This is a genomic window from Bdellovibrio sp. HCB290, assembly GCF_047305925.1.
Lineage (GTDB): Bacteria > Bdellovibrionota > Bdellovibrionia > Bdellovibrionales > Bdellovibrionaceae > Bdellovibrio.
Genome location: NZ_CP178620.1, coordinates 2,689,048 through 2,703,867, shown reverse-complemented (window position 1 = coordinate 2,703,867; position 14,820 = coordinate 2,689,048). Strand labels below are relative to the sequence as shown.

Annotated in this window: 13 protein-coding genes; 11 read left to right on the top strand and 2 right to left on the bottom strand. The window is 46.7% G+C overall.

The window, feature by feature from the left end; all coding sequences use genetic code 11:
* The first annotated feature begins 39 nt into the window (after positions 1-39).
* The 6 genes from ACLVWU_RS13295 (at position 40) to ftsY (ending at position 7,160) form a co-directional block, all read left to right on the top strand.
* Positions 40-492: an RrF2 family transcriptional regulator gene (locus ACLVWU_RS13295; protein ID WP_413575275.1), complete on the top strand. Its 453-nt coding sequence runs from the start codon at positions 40-42 to the stop codon at positions 490-492.
* 6 nt (positions 493-498) lie between these two features.
* Positions 499-690 (top strand): DUF5522 domain-containing protein, encoded by a 192-nt coding sequence (locus ACLVWU_RS13290; RefSeq protein WP_413575274.1) that lies wholly within the window; start codon positions 499-501, stop codon positions 688-690.
* Between the two features lie 423 nt (positions 691-1,113).
* Positions 1,114-2,643 (top strand): microtubule-binding protein, encoded by a 1,530-nt coding sequence (locus ACLVWU_RS13285; protein ID WP_413575273.1) that lies wholly within the window; start codon positions 1,114-1,116, stop codon positions 2,641-2,643.
* A gap of 12 nt (positions 2,644-2,655) precedes the next feature.
* Positions 2,656-3,561: a hypothetical protein gene (locus ACLVWU_RS13280; protein WP_413575272.1), complete on the top strand. Its 906-nt coding sequence runs from the start codon at positions 2,656-2,658 to the stop codon at positions 3,559-3,561.
* Positions 3,562-3,600: 39 nt separating this feature from the next.
* On the top strand, positions 3,601-5,817 hold the full coding sequence (locus tag ACLVWU_RS13275) for an FHA domain-containing protein (protein ID WP_413575271.1): 2,217 nt from the start codon (positions 3,601-3,603) through the stop codon (positions 5,815-5,817).
* 170 nt (positions 5,818-5,987) lie between these two features.
* A complete protein-coding gene (gene ftsY, locus ACLVWU_RS13270) occupies positions 5,988-7,160 on the top strand; it encodes a signal recognition particle-docking protein FtsY (RefSeq protein ID WP_413575270.1) in 1,173 nt (390 codons plus the stop codon).
* Here ftsY and ACLVWU_RS13265 read toward each other — a convergent pair.
* Together ACLVWU_RS13265 and ACLVWU_RS13260 are read right to left on the bottom strand one after the other, a co-directional pair.
* The gene (locus ACLVWU_RS13265) at positions 7,140-7,808 is read right to left on the bottom strand and encodes an NAD(P)H-binding protein (RefSeq protein ID WP_413575268.1); all 669 of its coding nucleotides are present in this window, start codon (positions 7,806-7,808) and stop codon (positions 7,140-7,142) included. The two genes, ftsY and ACLVWU_RS13265, sit on opposite strands and share 21 nt — an antisense overlap.
* A gap of 26 nt (positions 7,809-7,834) precedes the next feature.
* On the bottom strand, positions 7,835-9,319 hold the full coding sequence (locus ACLVWU_RS13260; protein WP_413575267.1) for a hypothetical protein: 1,485 nt from the start codon (positions 9,317-9,319) through the stop codon (positions 7,835-7,837).
* Between the two features lie 128 nt (positions 9,320-9,447).
* Between ACLVWU_RS13260 and ACLVWU_RS13255 the strand changes: the two genes are divergently transcribed.
* From ACLVWU_RS13255 to ACLVWU_RS13235, 5 genes are all read left to right on the top strand, one after another.
* Positions 9,448-11,163, top strand: coding sequence for a hypothetical protein (locus tag ACLVWU_RS13255; protein WP_413575266.1), 1,716 nt, complete (start codon positions 9,448-9,450; stop codon positions 11,161-11,163).
* Positions 11,164-11,356: 193 nt separating this feature from the next.
* Positions 11,357-13,138 (top strand): L,D-transpeptidase family protein, encoded by a 1,782-nt coding sequence (locus ACLVWU_RS13250; RefSeq protein ID WP_413575264.1) that lies wholly within the window; start codon positions 11,357-11,359, stop codon positions 13,136-13,138.
* Positions 13,139-13,183: 45 nt separating this feature from the next.
* Entirely contained in the window at positions 13,184-13,789 is a 606-nt protein-coding gene (locus tag ACLVWU_RS13245; RefSeq protein WP_413575263.1) for a hypothetical protein, read from the top strand.
* 111 nt (positions 13,790-13,900) lie between these two features.
* On the top strand, positions 13,901-14,209 hold the full coding sequence (locus ACLVWU_RS13240; protein WP_413575262.1) for a cell division protein ZapA: 309 nt from the start codon (positions 13,901-13,903) through the stop codon (positions 14,207-14,209).
* 28 nt (positions 14,210-14,237) lie between these two features.
* Positions 14,238-14,801: a 5-formyltetrahydrofolate cyclo-ligase gene (locus ACLVWU_RS13235; RefSeq protein WP_413575261.1), complete on the top strand. Its 564-nt coding sequence runs from the start codon at positions 14,238-14,240 to the stop codon at positions 14,799-14,801.
* Positions 14,802-14,820 lie beyond the last annotated feature (19 nt).

Genomic DNA, 14,820 nt, shown 5'->3' with positions numbered 1-14,820 from the left:
CCTCAAACCTGCAATTCCAATATGTTTTAGGGGGTTTAAATGCTGCCCATTGTTTCTTTTTGCGGCATCAGCTATAATGACACCATGCTTGATCAAAGATTCTCGGTTTCAGTCCATATAATGACGGTTCTTAGCTACCACAAAGGTGAGCTGATGACCTCCGAGGTATTGGCGACAAGCATTCGCACAAATCCCACTGTCATTCGTCGTTTGTTGGCAAAGCTGGTTGAGGCCGGACTTGTGGAAAGCTTTAAAGGTAAAGCGGGCGGAGTGCGTTTAAACGAACAATGCAAAGAGATCACCTTGAAAGATATCTACATGGCCGTTTCAGGGAAGCCTTTGTTGAACACGCCTGACAAAGAGCCACTGAAACAGTGTGCAGTTTCCTGTGCGATGAAAAAGATCATGTGTGATGTGTCTGCCGGTCTTGAGAATCATTCCATGTCCTATCTCAGCAAAATCAAATTGGCTGATCTGACTCAAAAAGTTTAGTTCACAGTGAATCTGTCCCAAAAAGAACAACAGGAAATTGAACGACTGCACGAAGAAGCCTGTAAGCAAGGGAAGCTTTTTTATATTGACCCCAAGACGGGTTACCAGGTTTTTACAAAACTCAATCATCTTAAAAGAGGTCATTGCTGCAACTCGGGTTGCCGTCATTGCCCCTATAAAGACAAAGCAGAAAAATAAAAACCCTTCACATGTGCTTGCGCAGATGGATTGTAAAATACAAAAGCGCTCCACAAACTTTCACTGGTGAGATGAAATCCCGGGGAAACGTGCATAAACTGTTGAAACGAATGAACTGTTGGCAGTCTCACGTAACTGGACGAACGTGCATAATCATTAGCCGAAAATTCGAACAATAGTGCCCTGGACCACAGTTGGTGGAATACAAATAGACAATTTCTCCTCAATAAAGGTCGTGATTTCTCTAAATGATACACCCACTCTTATTTACTCCCTGCTAAGCTTTTATCTGCAAGGTGGGGTGTGTTTGTTATGGCGTTCAATTATGAAAAACACAAAAGTAGCCATTCCGAAGACAGCTTCTGGACATCATATTCAGACTTGTTTCTGGGACTCAGTACAATCTTTCTACTATTATATGTAGTGGCAAGTCTGAGAACGGGAACTGATGCTCTTAGAGGCCAAATCGAGAATCAAAAGCTGACGATGCAAGTCGAAGAGTTACAACATCAACTCAAAATGTATGAGTCGGTGAAGAATGATTATTTGGCGAATCAGGCATCAAAGGACGAAGCTCAGGAATACCAGGAGTTGATGGATAAGCTGACTCTTTTACAAGAGGACGCAAAATCTGAAAAAGACAAACTGGTGCAACAGGCTTTGGAAAACGACAAGAAAGCCAAGGCTCTTAATAAGTATCAACAAATGGTTCGCAACGTGATGAACGCCAACAAGATGGCGAAATCAAAAATCATCAACCGTGATGACTTGATCAAGGATCAAGACGTTGAAATTGCAGAGCAGGAAACTGAGATCCAGGATTTGAATCAGGACATCCAGCAAAAAAAGCAGTTGATTGCTCAGGGTGAAAAGCAAATCGCTGATACCGAGCAGGCACTGCAGCGTCGTATGAACGAGCTTCGCTATGCTTACAAGCAAAACAAACTGAATAAATCCAAGTTCGAACAGCAAATGGCTGCGGCAAAAGCAGATGCCAACTCCAAAATCAATGGTCTAAGCAATGCAAACGCCCAGTATCAGGCGCAGTTGCAGGAAGCCAATGCTCAGTTAGGACAGACACAGTCTGACTTGAATAAAACCAAAGGTTTGCTTGCTCAGAAAGAGGGCGAGGCTCGTGGTCTGCAAGGGCAACTGGGTGAGGCAAAAGGTCAGTTGGGTAAAACTCAAAGCGAATTGGCCAATACGCGTGGTGCATTGTCACAAACTTCGGGACAATTGGCTGCCGCTCAAGGTGAGTTGGGTCAGACAAAAGGTCAACTGGGTCATTTACAAGGTCAGGTCGGCACTCTTAAAGGTGAGCTTGGAAACCTGAAGGGCAAACTTGGCGAAACTGAAGGGCAACTGGCTCAAGCTCGTGCTGAAATCGAAGCTCGTAAAGCTGTTGCGAATGAGATCAGCAAAGGATTTGCGAAAGCCGGCATCAAAGCTGAAATTGACGGTCAAACCGGCGACGTGGTTTTGGACTTCGGTCAACAATACTTCGACTCTGACTCTGACAGATTGAAACGTGAGATGAAAGGTGTGATCGAAAAAGCCATGCCGATCTATTCACGTTCATTGTTCGGCAATCCAAAAGTTTCCGACAAAGTTTCAGCAGTTGAGATCGTGGGGTTCGCGTCGCCGACTTATCAAGGTCGCTTCATTGACCCGAACAGTACGAAACCAGGTGATAAAGAAGCTTTGAAGTATAACATGGACCTTTCTTACCGTCGTGCGAAGTCGATCTTCAACTATATGTTGGATGAAGATAACTTACGCTTTGAACATCAAAAACAATTGATGGGTTTGATGAAGGTCTCAGGACGAAGCTTCCTGGAAGTCATGAAGGTTCAGAATCGCGGCGTAGCAACTGCTGCTGAGTTCTGTAAGCAAAATGACTGTAAAAAAGCTCAGCGGGTTATTATCCGCTTCAGTATGGATCAAAAGAAATAAAAGGGGTGGGACGTGAATAAGGCTGCATTAGCTCAATATTTTATCCTGGGATTGCCGTACGCAATGGCGGTGGTTTTCGTGTTGGGATTGTTTTTCCGCGGCGTGATCTATTTCACAGTTCGCCGTCATGAATGGTTCGCGATCGAGTTTGAAAAACGCGTGAATCGTTACATGCATGCGGAAGTGCCGGGTAAAGTGAAAGACGTATCTTTCTATGTGCTTTCAAAACGCATGTTGGAAAGAACCTATTATGAAATCTTCGAGGTGCGTGACCGCATGAAACGTCGCAAGCCGGATTCGGTAATGGCGACCAGCGACCGCGTTTTCTTGATTCGTCAGGGTTGTGCCTGGTTGGTTAAGGACATTTTGAAGCAATTGAAGTTCTTGAAGTGGACTGAAGGCACTCCGAAATTGATTAACATCACGAAAGCGACGTTTCAGCACAATCCGTGCTTTAATCGAGTTTTCGGGATTTTCCCAATGTCGGGTCTGAATGACCTGATCAGCCTTTTGCCGGGTCTGTTTGTCATCGGGGGGATCCTCGGGACTTTCATCGGTATCGCCGGCGGTCTTCAGGAGCTGGGTACCATGAATATGCAGGACCTTGAGGGAACTAAGAACATCATGGACCGCTTCCTTCATGAGATTTCCTTTGCAATGGGGACTTCTATTGCGGGTATCGTGTTCTCACTTCTATCTCACATTACGAATACAATGTTCAGCCCGGACCGCTCTTATGTGGCAATGGTAGATCGTTTCGAAAGTGCCCTTGATCAATTGTGGTACCGTGCCGATAACAATGATTATCCGGATCACGAAAAACCATTTGATGAACACCGCGATGCTGTTGAAGCTTTGGCCGAAGATGCTCTGAATAAAGAGATCGGCAAGGCGCCTACGGTGCAACGGGGGGCTTAGTCCTCTAAATAAGAGGGCTCGGTCAGGAGCTAGTTAGATTTGACAAAGTTTACGGTAACCATCCACAGGAAGGATCAAGCTATCACCAAAGAGGTGATGAAGGACTCCTTTACCATTGGTCGTTCCTTGGATTGTGACCTGTCTCTAAATGATACACACGTCAGCCGTGTGCACCTTGTTGTCAGTCGCCGTTGGAATCAAATCTTCATCGAGGATAAGAACTCCTCCAACGGCACCTTCCTAAACAGCAATAAAATGGTTCAAGGAACACCGGTAAATGTGAGCAGCAATGATCGCATTCAACTGGGGCGTTCCGATTTCATTCTGGTTTTTGACCTGGAAACCGAAGATGCGCAGCCACCTATGCCTGAGCTTGAACCGGAAGAAGTTCCGGCAGCAATTCCAGAGCAGGTGATAACAGCACCCCGTGTTTCAGGTGAAGCTCCAGCAGAAAAAACCGGTCACGAAGACACTGTTGCGATGCCAGCTCCAGCCATGGCGCCATTTCAGGCGGAAAAAATTCTTCACGATGCCAAGCGAGCAGCGGCGCAGATCGTCCTTGAAGGCGAAAAGCAGGCTGAAAAACGCACACAGGCCATTTATCAAAAAGCCCGGGACTCCCAGGCTCAGGCTGAGATCTTTTATCAGACCCGCATTGGCGAGGCCCACAAAGAGGCCGATGCTATTCTTGCAGACTATCAGCGCCAGGGACATCAGCTTTTGCATGATGCTCGAAACATGGCACAGGAGCTTCGCGAAGAAGTGGACATGTATGTTCAATCCCTTCGTCAAAAAGCCAAGAATGACGTGGAAGAGATCATCGCCGAAGCGACCTTGAAATCAGAAAAATTAAAGACCGATGCTTTGGAGCACGCTCGCGTTACCGCACAGAATGAAAATGCCGCTTCCATCCGCGACGCCAAGGAAGAAGCCGTGCGCATTATCGAGTTTGCACGCATGCAAGCACAGCAAACTCACGAACAGTTGGTATCCGTTAAGGATGAACTGCTAAAAAACTCCAGCGCCCTGTCGGTGATCAAAGAGGATTTGGAGACGGCTCGTTCGGCTTTGTCTAAAACGCTGGCTGATACCACGGAGCTTAAAGAATCTTCAGAGAAGAAATTCAACGAAATGCAATCCAAGTCCCAGGCAGAGCTTCAGGCTATCCAGGAGAAAGTGAAGACGCAGACGGCTGCCTTTGAAAGTTTGCAAAAATCCATCGAGGACAGTACCAAGAAAAGCCAAAGCACTGAAGAGACTCTTAAAAAACTTCAGAATAAGCAGGCTCATCTTGAAAGCGATGTCGCCGACATCGAAAATAAAAAGAACCACCTGTTTAAAGAGTTTGATGCTCAAAAAATATTTTTGAACGAAAAACTTGAAAAAGAAAAATCTTCGATCGCCCGCAGCGAGGAAGAGCGTTTGGAAGAAATGCGTCTGGAAATGGCCAATAAGCTTTCCAAGATGGAGCAGGATCTGGTTGAAGACATCATGAATAAAAAAGCGGGCATGATCAAAGACATCCACATGGCGATCGAAAAAGAGGTCGTTCAGGTTTTGGATGTGAACGAGTGGAACAAGATTAATCAAAACGTGCAAAAGCAGATTCAGGAAGCTGTGGAAGGCCGCGTGTCTTCCATTTCCCAGAACTCACAAACTGTTGCCAAGCCTTCTGACATCGTTAAGAAAAGACAGAACGAGAAAGTTCGCTGGATCACCAGTGGCCTTGCTATGGGGGCTGCTTTGTTGTTCGTGGGCCAGATTGTGTTTGATATCGTTCGCAAGGATTCAAACCCTCTGCAAACTCGGGCGGCTCAAGAGGCTGTGGCGAGAGCGCAGGACTTGGAACGCCGTCGCTTTAATCCTCCTCAAACGGACGAAATCAAAGACACCTATACAGATGCGGTTATTTATACCAGCAACTTCAGTCAGATCTATCTGGACAATGATTTCCAGCAGCGCCTTTACAAGCAAGCTGCCCAGTACCTGCTAAAAACATGGCGTATCGACGAAGACAAGTCCTTGCAGGTTCTTGCCGCGGCCAATGCGCTGGTTAAGGAACTTCAGGATCGTCGTAACAAAATCCATCCGGACTTTGTTAAGGACGGCATTGATAAGATGCATGCTCTTGAGAAAGAGAACATCACTCGTATGAAAGATATTCTTGGCTCTGAAGTCCGACTGGAGTCTTTCCGTCGCTTCGAGAAAAACTTCTATAAAGAAGAAGTCGACCGCCGCCAGGTTGTTCAACACTAGTTCATTTAATTTCAATAATTGTTAATAAAGGTCGCTCAGAGAGGTGGCCTTTTTATTTGGCGCCATGTGTTATGTTGGTAACGCTTATGGCTATTGGTCAGATGAATTCACAGTGTGGGAATAATAAGTTAGAAAACGCTCATTGTCTGCCCACTATCCTAGGAGGAGCTATGTCACCAGGACATGCATCACAAATTGAAATTCTTTTGGGCTTAGTTGCCTTGCTGTTCTTTGTGATCTTCGGAGCGATTATTCTTAATGTGATTAAGAAATCCCGTGCTGAGAATAAAGAAGTTGAAGCAAAGACAGAGCTGACTCACGAACCAAAAATGGAATTGCCAACAATGGCAGTCGAAGAACCAGTCCTTGCGCATCTCGACTCTACAGGGCAGGTGGTGTCGGATTTGCCATCCGTGGATTTGGCAGATGCACTAAGAAAAACTGAAGAAAATCTTTTTGGACGTATCCGCAGTTTGTTCAAATCCGATTCCAACAGCCAGCACTTGGACGATATCGAAGAGATTCTTTATACCAGCGACTTGGGCCCAGCGACGGTGCAACGCCTGATGGGAGCTTTGCAAGACAAGCTGTCACGTAAAGAGCGCGCTGACTACGATACGGTTCGTGATGCCTTGAAGGAAGAAATCAAAAATATCTTCGCGGGATCTCATTCCTCAGCTCCCACGGCCGGCATTCTTTCCAAAATCAATTTTGCGACCTCGGGCCCTACGGTTTTGATGATCGTCGGAGTAAACGGTGCTGGTAAAACAACTTCCATCGGAAAAATCTCTGCGCAATTGGCTGTTGAAGGCAAAAAAGTTTTGGTAGCAGCAGGGGATACATTCCGTGCCGCAGCTGGTGGTCAGTTGAAAGTCTGGACGGATCGCGCCCAGGTCGAGATCTTTTCACCTGAAGGTGTGACAGATCCAAGTGCCGTGGCCTTCGATGCGGTTGCTAAAGGCAAAGCCCAGAACTATGACGTTATCATCGTGGACACCGCAGGTCGCTTGCACACTCAAGCGAACTTGATGGAAGAGATCAAAAAAATGAAACGCGTGATGACCAAGGTCATTCCGGAAGCACCTCACGAAACTTTGATCGTACTGGATGCAAACTCTGGTCAGAATGCATTGATGCAAGCCAAGGAATTCCACAATACCTTGGAACTAACCGGGGCCGTCCTGACTAAAATGGATGGAACCGCGAAGGGTGGCGTGGCTGTGGGCCTTGCGCAAGAATTGCAAATTCCAATTAAATTGATCGGCGTCGGCGAGCGTATTCAGGATTTGCGCACGTTCTCGGCGCAAGAGTTCGTGGACTCTTTATTCCAAGCCCACATCTGATTTGATCGAGTCTGACATTCTTTGAATTTCGTCAGATTCGTAAATGAATTGTCCCGGTGTAAAATTTAAAATCGACAGAGCCATTGCTTTTGCCACATCGGTCGCAGCAATGGCTTTGTACTTTTTAAGGGGCCCGATCATCAAAGCATTCATCACCGGACTTAATTTTTGCATGAGTCCTTCGCCAGCACGCTTTTCTTTGCGGTCCCCAAGCAGCAGGGACGGGCGGAAGATTTCAATCTGAGGAATGGATAGCGCTCTCAAATCGCGCTCCATTTCGCCTTTTACGCGGTTATAAAAGATCGAAGAATCTGCATCGGCACCCATGGCAGAGATAACTATAAACTTTTGCGCCTGGGCTTTTTCGGCAATTCGCGCAAACTCCATCACATAGTCATAATCGACTTTGCGGAAAGCTTCCTGGCTGCCGGCCACCTTAATCGTGGTACCCAGGCAACAAACGAATGTGTGCGCTTTTAATGAAGAGCCGTAGTTCGACATCTTGTCGAAGTCCAAAACCACGGTTTCAATTTTAGCGGGGAAGCGACCCAGGGGTTTGCGGGAAAGCACCGTCACGTGACCCACGTGTTCGATGTTCGTTAAAAGCAAAAGGAGCTCGTTACCCACGAGCCCCGTTGCGCCAGTCATGCAAATGTCAGTCGGGAAATTCATCCCTAGTAGATTATATTAGGCGGGTAGTGATAGCCAGTAGCTTTTAAATGTTCAGGAACAGTGCTTCTGAAATCCAAAAGACCGCTGACTTTGATTTTGCCTTTAACGGCTTGAGCGTCTGGATGTTGGTAGTCAATGAAGCGACCCTCATCAACCAGGAAGTAACCACGGAAGTTGGATGGATCTTTGGATTTTCCAGAGTTAATGCGGTAGCGGTCACCGGATTTACCAGAGCTTGCAGAGTTTTTGTAATTCAACGGTGTCGCTGTTGGATATTGATCCACCATGTAGTTACCTTGTTCAAGGAAGTTTTGACCTTGAATCACCGGGATGGACTTGTTGATGATGTTTGTAGCATCCGCACTCAAACCACCGGATTTTTGCGCTCCATCCGTCAGCAGGATGTAGTCCCAGCGTTTAGGATTGTTGTAAGTGTCTTTATAGCGAGTCAAAGGAAGAACCGTGTCGTCAGACAAGATCACTTGGCGTTCGCGCGTCGATTCACGTGCATACACGCGGTAGATATCTGTTCCGACCGGCAAAGTTTCACGCAAGTAAGCAATCGCACGATTTTCCAGGCGAGTGCAACCATGTGAGCCTGGATTCGAGAACATGTTCATAAATAGACCACGAGTGATGTCGATCGCATCTGAACCGTCCACACCCCAACCGATAGTTCCGTGCATCCATTGACTGTTAACACCGTTAACATCATCTGCCGGTGAAAGTTTGGCTGCGAACCAACCAAAGGCACCGTAAACAGTGTCTTTGCCGTTTTTTTCCGTCAACCATTTACGGGAACCGATCACGCGGGAAGAGCTAGTTGAAATTGGTTTCGGGATTGTTTTTAGATCCTGACCAGCTGTGTACCAGCTTGGGTATGTTTGCATACCATCAGAATAGAACTTAACCCATGAAGCGATACGGGAGTGACCCAACCAAGTCATGTAAGCGTAACGATCGGATTTTGTGCCTTCTTCGTTACGGCCCACAACCATGTCAGACTCCATCACAAGTTTGTGCGGGCAACCTGGATAAGTCGTGCAGCGTTCGTAAACGCGGGTTTTTTCAGTCGCCACGTTTTGGATAACAAAGTATTTCAAAATAGGTGCAGCGTATTGTTTGTCAGACAAATAGTCCTTGGAAACAAACAATTGTGGTGCGATGTCGTTTGGTACTGATTTGGATTTGATCAATTTGATCTGAACAAGTGGAGTGCTGCCATCAAGGGCGCTTACCAAAACCACTTCATCATTCATGGACAATTGGCCCACGATATTTCCAGCAGCTGTAGAGTTTGAGCTGCGAAGATTCAAATTGTCAGCAGCGATGTAATAAGTTTTCCCAACGATAAGTTGGTTTTTTTCAACAGCAGCAATTTGAACCTGAGCTGACGCTTGAGAAATTGCAAATGCGTTGAGTGTCAAAGTGGCAACTAGCAACGAGATTGCAAATTTGCCGCGATTTTTACCAAGATTGGAACTCATGGATTGTTCTCCCCCGAATGACCTGCATTAATTACAAACTAGCGTCGTCATATATCACAAACTGTGTATGTGGGCGCTTGTATTTTTTTTAATTGTAATAAGTGCTCCAAGGCACTGCTGGAGGTTTCATGAAATGGATTTTGGGCCTGTGTTGCCTAATTTTGCCTGCATTATCTCAGGCGCAATTTAACCCTTTTGCCCGGACCGACTGGCGCGTGATGAAGACCCAATGGTCAGCCCAAGACGAGGAAAACTTTAGCAGATTCGTGGCGCGCTTAGGTGCTGCCGTCGAGAATCGTCTGTGTGACACAGTGAAAAACTGTCTGAAGAGTGATGCCAACCCGTATTATTCTTCAGACCCCGCAGGATTAGTCTACTACGCTGATTGCGCGGATCTGCCGTATTTCTTAAGGGCCTATTTTGCATGGAAAAATGGACTGCCGATGTCGGTGGCAAGCCGGGTCAGTGCTCGTCCCGTGGCAGGAAATACCGGTGACATTCGGTATACGCCACAAGGAAATTATGTGACCGGTCGCTTTGATGTTATCGCGGGCAATGGTCGCAAGCGTTTTGCGTTCATCGAAAATATCGAAGACTACGATTTCGGAAACTTAATGTTGGCAACACGCTATCCAAATGCCGTGGCACTTTTAAATGGCACGATCACCAGCTCAACGCTTTCAGCAACCTTCCGAATGATGGGAACTGAAGACGGAAAGTTGTATGCGGATTTCTATCCAGTGAAACTGACTCGTTACAGTGTGCGCCCGGGGACAGTGATCTATGATCCAAATGGGCATGTGGCTGTCGTTTACAAAATCACAGCAGACGGACAGGTTTATTATATTGATTCGCATCCTGACAATACTTTGACGTCGGGGATGTATAATCCAAAATTTGAACGAAGCAATCCGTATCAAGGAGCGGGATTTAAAAACTTCCGTCCATTAACTTTGGTGGATGCAAGGCAGGATTCTTCCGGAGCCTATGTTGGCGGGCGAGTGGTGGGTGCCAAAAATACAGCGCTGCCATATTACTCGTTGGAACAATTCTTTGGGACAAATCCTGATCCTGATGGCAAGTGGAGCAAAGGCAGATTCGTCTACAACGGTCGTGATGTAGACTACTATGAATACCTGCGGATCATGATGGCCAATGGGGAACTGCGCATTGATCCACTGGTGGACATGCAAGTGATGGTGCGTGATTTGTGTGTGAATCTGAAAGATCGCGTGCAGGCCGTCGATGTGGCTGTGCAATCCGGAGTGCAGAACAAACCTCACCCCGAGCGTCTGCCATACAATATTTATGGAACCACGGGCGAGTGGGAGCAGTGGGCTTCGCCATCCCGGGATGCACGTCTGAAAGTTTCTTTTGCAAATCTGTTGATTCAAATTCGCAGCATGGTGCAAAGGCATTCGGTGGGCGATCCGACAATTGTGTATCGCGGAAACAATCTGCGTGGAGATTTGCTGTCGATCTATCAACGCGAAGCCACCAGCTGTCAGTTTGCTTACAGAAATAGTTCAGGTGTCAGTGTTCCGATGAATTTAGAGCAGGCTCGCCAACGGGTTTTTGACATGAGCTTTGATCCTTATCACTGCGCGGAACTTCGTTGGGGAGCGAAAACTTCCCAGGAGCTGGCTTCGTGCCGTGATAATCAAAACAAACGTGCATGGTATGCTGCGGAACGCTGGTTGCGCTATCAAACGGATCGCACGTACGATGCGCGCATGGACTATTCCTTGGGTGAATTGACTGGTCCCAAGCCGGGTGTGGGTGTCGCGAATCCTCCGGATGTGGATATCGTTCGGTTCCTGCAAACGGGAGTTCGCCGTCACTAGATAGATCAAAATGCATGGTGCTGAGGCCGCCGCAGTTTCTGACTGGAAACTGCGGCGTTTCAATTTGAGACGGTGATTTTCAGTCACTGTCTGACAAGTATTGTCCCTGGGGCTGGTTTTTGGGGCTGAAACCCAATAGATTCAAGCCTATATGGCATAAAAGTTGGATGTATGAGGGTGAGTGAGGCACCCTATGAAATTTAAAGAATATATCAATTTCAATGAAGTACTACTGATCGCCATCGGAATCATTCTTTTGTTTCCATTGTTCAGTAATGCTCAGGTTGCCACTTACCCAAATTATTCAGCTTCGATCAAGTCCGCTGTAACGGATCCAGCTTCGCAGTTGGGGAGCATGGCGAATTATCAGTTTTTTCTTCACACTGACATGATGAAGAAACTTTACTCATTGCGTGGCTATGAGCCGATCTGGATCAATTTCCAAGGCCGCCCCGCGCCGATTGCTACAGAACTGCGTCGCATGCTTTTGTTGGCGTACCGCCATGGCTTGCCAGCGACAATGGAAAAAGTCGCGGTAAAAGAAAATGGTGGCACCGTTGAAAAGTGGACCTATGTTTCCCGCGGATACTGGGACAACAGACTGGAAGACTATCTTCGCACAGCAACGGTCTCCCCAAAGGATGTTATCTGGTTTGAACTTTTGGCAACAGAAGCTTTCTTGCGCTATACCCAGCACATTTTCGTAGGCCGCTTTGATCCGCGAAAAATCGACGACAAAATCATTCTGGGCCCGCGTACTATCAACGATAAAACCTACAATGCTCTTAACCACGCCGTCAGCAATGAAGGTCGCTTGCAGGAGCTGATGGATCGCTTTGCGCCAGAATCAGCGAACTACAAAAGTTTGATGACGTTGTTGAATTACTATCGCCGCGTGAAACTAGCCGGTGGCTGGTCAGAGATTGCTTCTCCAGGTGTGCAAATCGCTCCGGGTGTTGAGCATCCAATTATCCCGCAGGTTAGAAGTCGTTTAAAACTTTTTGGTTATGAGGTCGGTGACGTTAACAGTCGAGTCTATGACGACAGCTTTGGTAAAGCCCTGCGCCGCTTTCAACAGTTGAGTGATCTTGAAAACGACGGGATCATCGGTGCTAATGTTTCCAAAGTTTTGCGCTACCTGAATGTGTCAGTTGAAAATCGCATTGAGCAGTTGTCCGTGAATATGGAGCGCCTGCGCTGGTTGCCAAGAAAAATGGGTGACCGCTATGTCTTCGTAAATCTGGCTATGACTGAGTTCCGTCTGCACGACGAAAGACTTTCAGCCGCTGAGTTGGAGAAGCTGCAATTTAAAACCATCAACGGCAAAGACGTTCGTCAAACTCCACTGATGATTGATGAAATTCGCTATGTAAACTTCAATCCGACGTGGACTGTTCCAAGCTCCATCGCTGTTAAAGACAAATTGCCGACCTTAAGAAATGATCCGGGTTATCTGGGTAAGCACAATATGAAGTTACTAAGAGGTAAAACCGAAGTGGATCCGATGACAGTGGATTTCAAAAACATGTCAGATGAGTCCTTTGTCAGCACTTATTTGATAGTGCAAATGCCTGACTATAACAATGCCCTGGGTGTTGTGAAGTTCCCATTGGTTAAGAACAACAAAGCCATCTTCATGCATGACACCAACGAGAGAAATCTTTTTGGTACGACCAATCGCCACGGAAGCTCGGGCTGTATTCGTCTGGAAAAGCCTAAAGAGTTTGCAGAGTACTTGCTGGCGGACAAGGGGTACACCCTGGCGAAAATCAACTCCCTGGTTCCGCAGAATGCACAAATGCCTCCGGGCAAGACCTTCTCTGAAACTCTGAAGCGCCCAATGACTGTGTATATCCAATACCTGACTACGGAGGTGGGGCCTCGCGGTGAAGTTCGTTTTGCTGATGACGTCTACGGGCAGGATGAAAAGATCAAAGCAGCACTTTTGGATCCAAAGAACAACGGCGACTTCTAACCAGAAGTTATTGGCCAAACACAAATTCTGTGTTTCGATAAAGGGATGAAGAGAATCATCCCTTTTGTATTTTTGTGGTCCGTGTGTGCGCTGGCCCAAATGGGTTCACCTCAGCCAGCAGCATCAGCGAAGCCGGTTTCGGTTTCCTATGAAAATCTGATCAAGTGTTTCCCGGAACTGAAGGATGAGTCTTTGGCTTTCAGGGTTGATCTGACCAAGCTGAAGGAATTGTCTGATGAAAAGTTGGTGACTATTCGCTCGCAGCTGCGTCAAAGAAAGATCGGATATTTGGATGCAGATCAGGATCAGATGGTATTGACGCTGAAAACAGTGGGCTCGGGGCAAAAACAAAAGACCGAGCTTTCGTTGCAAAAAAGAGCTCAGGATGGGGTGCTTACAGATATAGCACTCACCAAAAACCAACGCACCAACCCCAAGCAAGAGATCATCAACAACTTCCTGCTGAATGCGACCATCAAGAGTGATGAATACTCCTATCTTGACACGAAGCTGAATGGAATCACAGCGACCTACAAGCGCAACTTCAGAGAGGTGACTGAGTTCAATTTAGAGGGGCCGTCACGAAAGCGCAGCCTGTCCTGCGCGAGCGAGCCTCAACTGGGCATTATTTGCACTTGCACCAAGAAATAAACTGTTGAATACCGCTTCTCGTTATAGCTATAATTTTCGTAGTGTTGTTCTAGGTTTTTATCTAGAGTTTTAAAAGGTTTAGCCCCATTAGCGATTGAAAGAGGAGACACGGTGACTGCTGAGAAAAAGAACTTCAATTTCCTCATTGCAGGAGTCCCGTACAAACTTAGATCCTCTCATGACGATGCCACAGTTCAGGAACTCGTCGACTTTGTTAATAACAAAATGAATCAAGCTATGGCCGTTACTAAAAACGGTTCCTTCCAAAACGCCGCTGTGTTGACAGCGATGAATGTTGCAGAAGAACTCATCCTTTTGAAAAGAAAGGCGCAACGTGAGCTCGATAAAATCGAGGAAAAAACGATGCAGCTTTCTTTGGAACTCGAAAATTCCAAGAACAACAAGGTTTTGAACAACTAACTTTGATTGTAACTCTCTTGGAGTGTCCATGGCCTCTTGGAGCTCTAAACAGGAATGTCGTTCCTTTTATAAATCTCTTTGCGCCCAAGAGTTTGCGCAAGGTCTTGTTCAAAACCAGCAGCAGTTGAATGTATTTCTGCAAGACTTCATGTCTAAGCAGAACGGATGTTGGGGGGCGTATCGGGCCCTTTCTCAAGAGACCAGTGTGGATGAGGTCTTTCAGATCGACCACATTGATTGGGTGTTTCCTCGTATCAAGGGCACTGAGCTTGAGTTTTGTTTTGCATCAGGTTTTAGCCAGGGCGCGTTTGGCGTTTTGGAACCTGATCCCAACTCCGCTATCATTGATCTTAAGGGCATTCACGGCCTGCTGATTCCCGGATTAGTTTTTAATAAGAATGGCAACCGCCTTGGCAAGGGCAAGGGCTTTTATGACAAAACCCTCGCTCACTTTAAAGGGATCAAGGTGGGGGTCTGTTTTGATTTTCAAATTTCAGAGCAGATGCTACCCATGGAGGAGCATGACCAGAAGATGGATTATATCATCACTGAGTCGGGCCTTATGGTTTGCCAGCAGTACGAAGTTCATTAGGAACTTTGAGGAGAAAAGG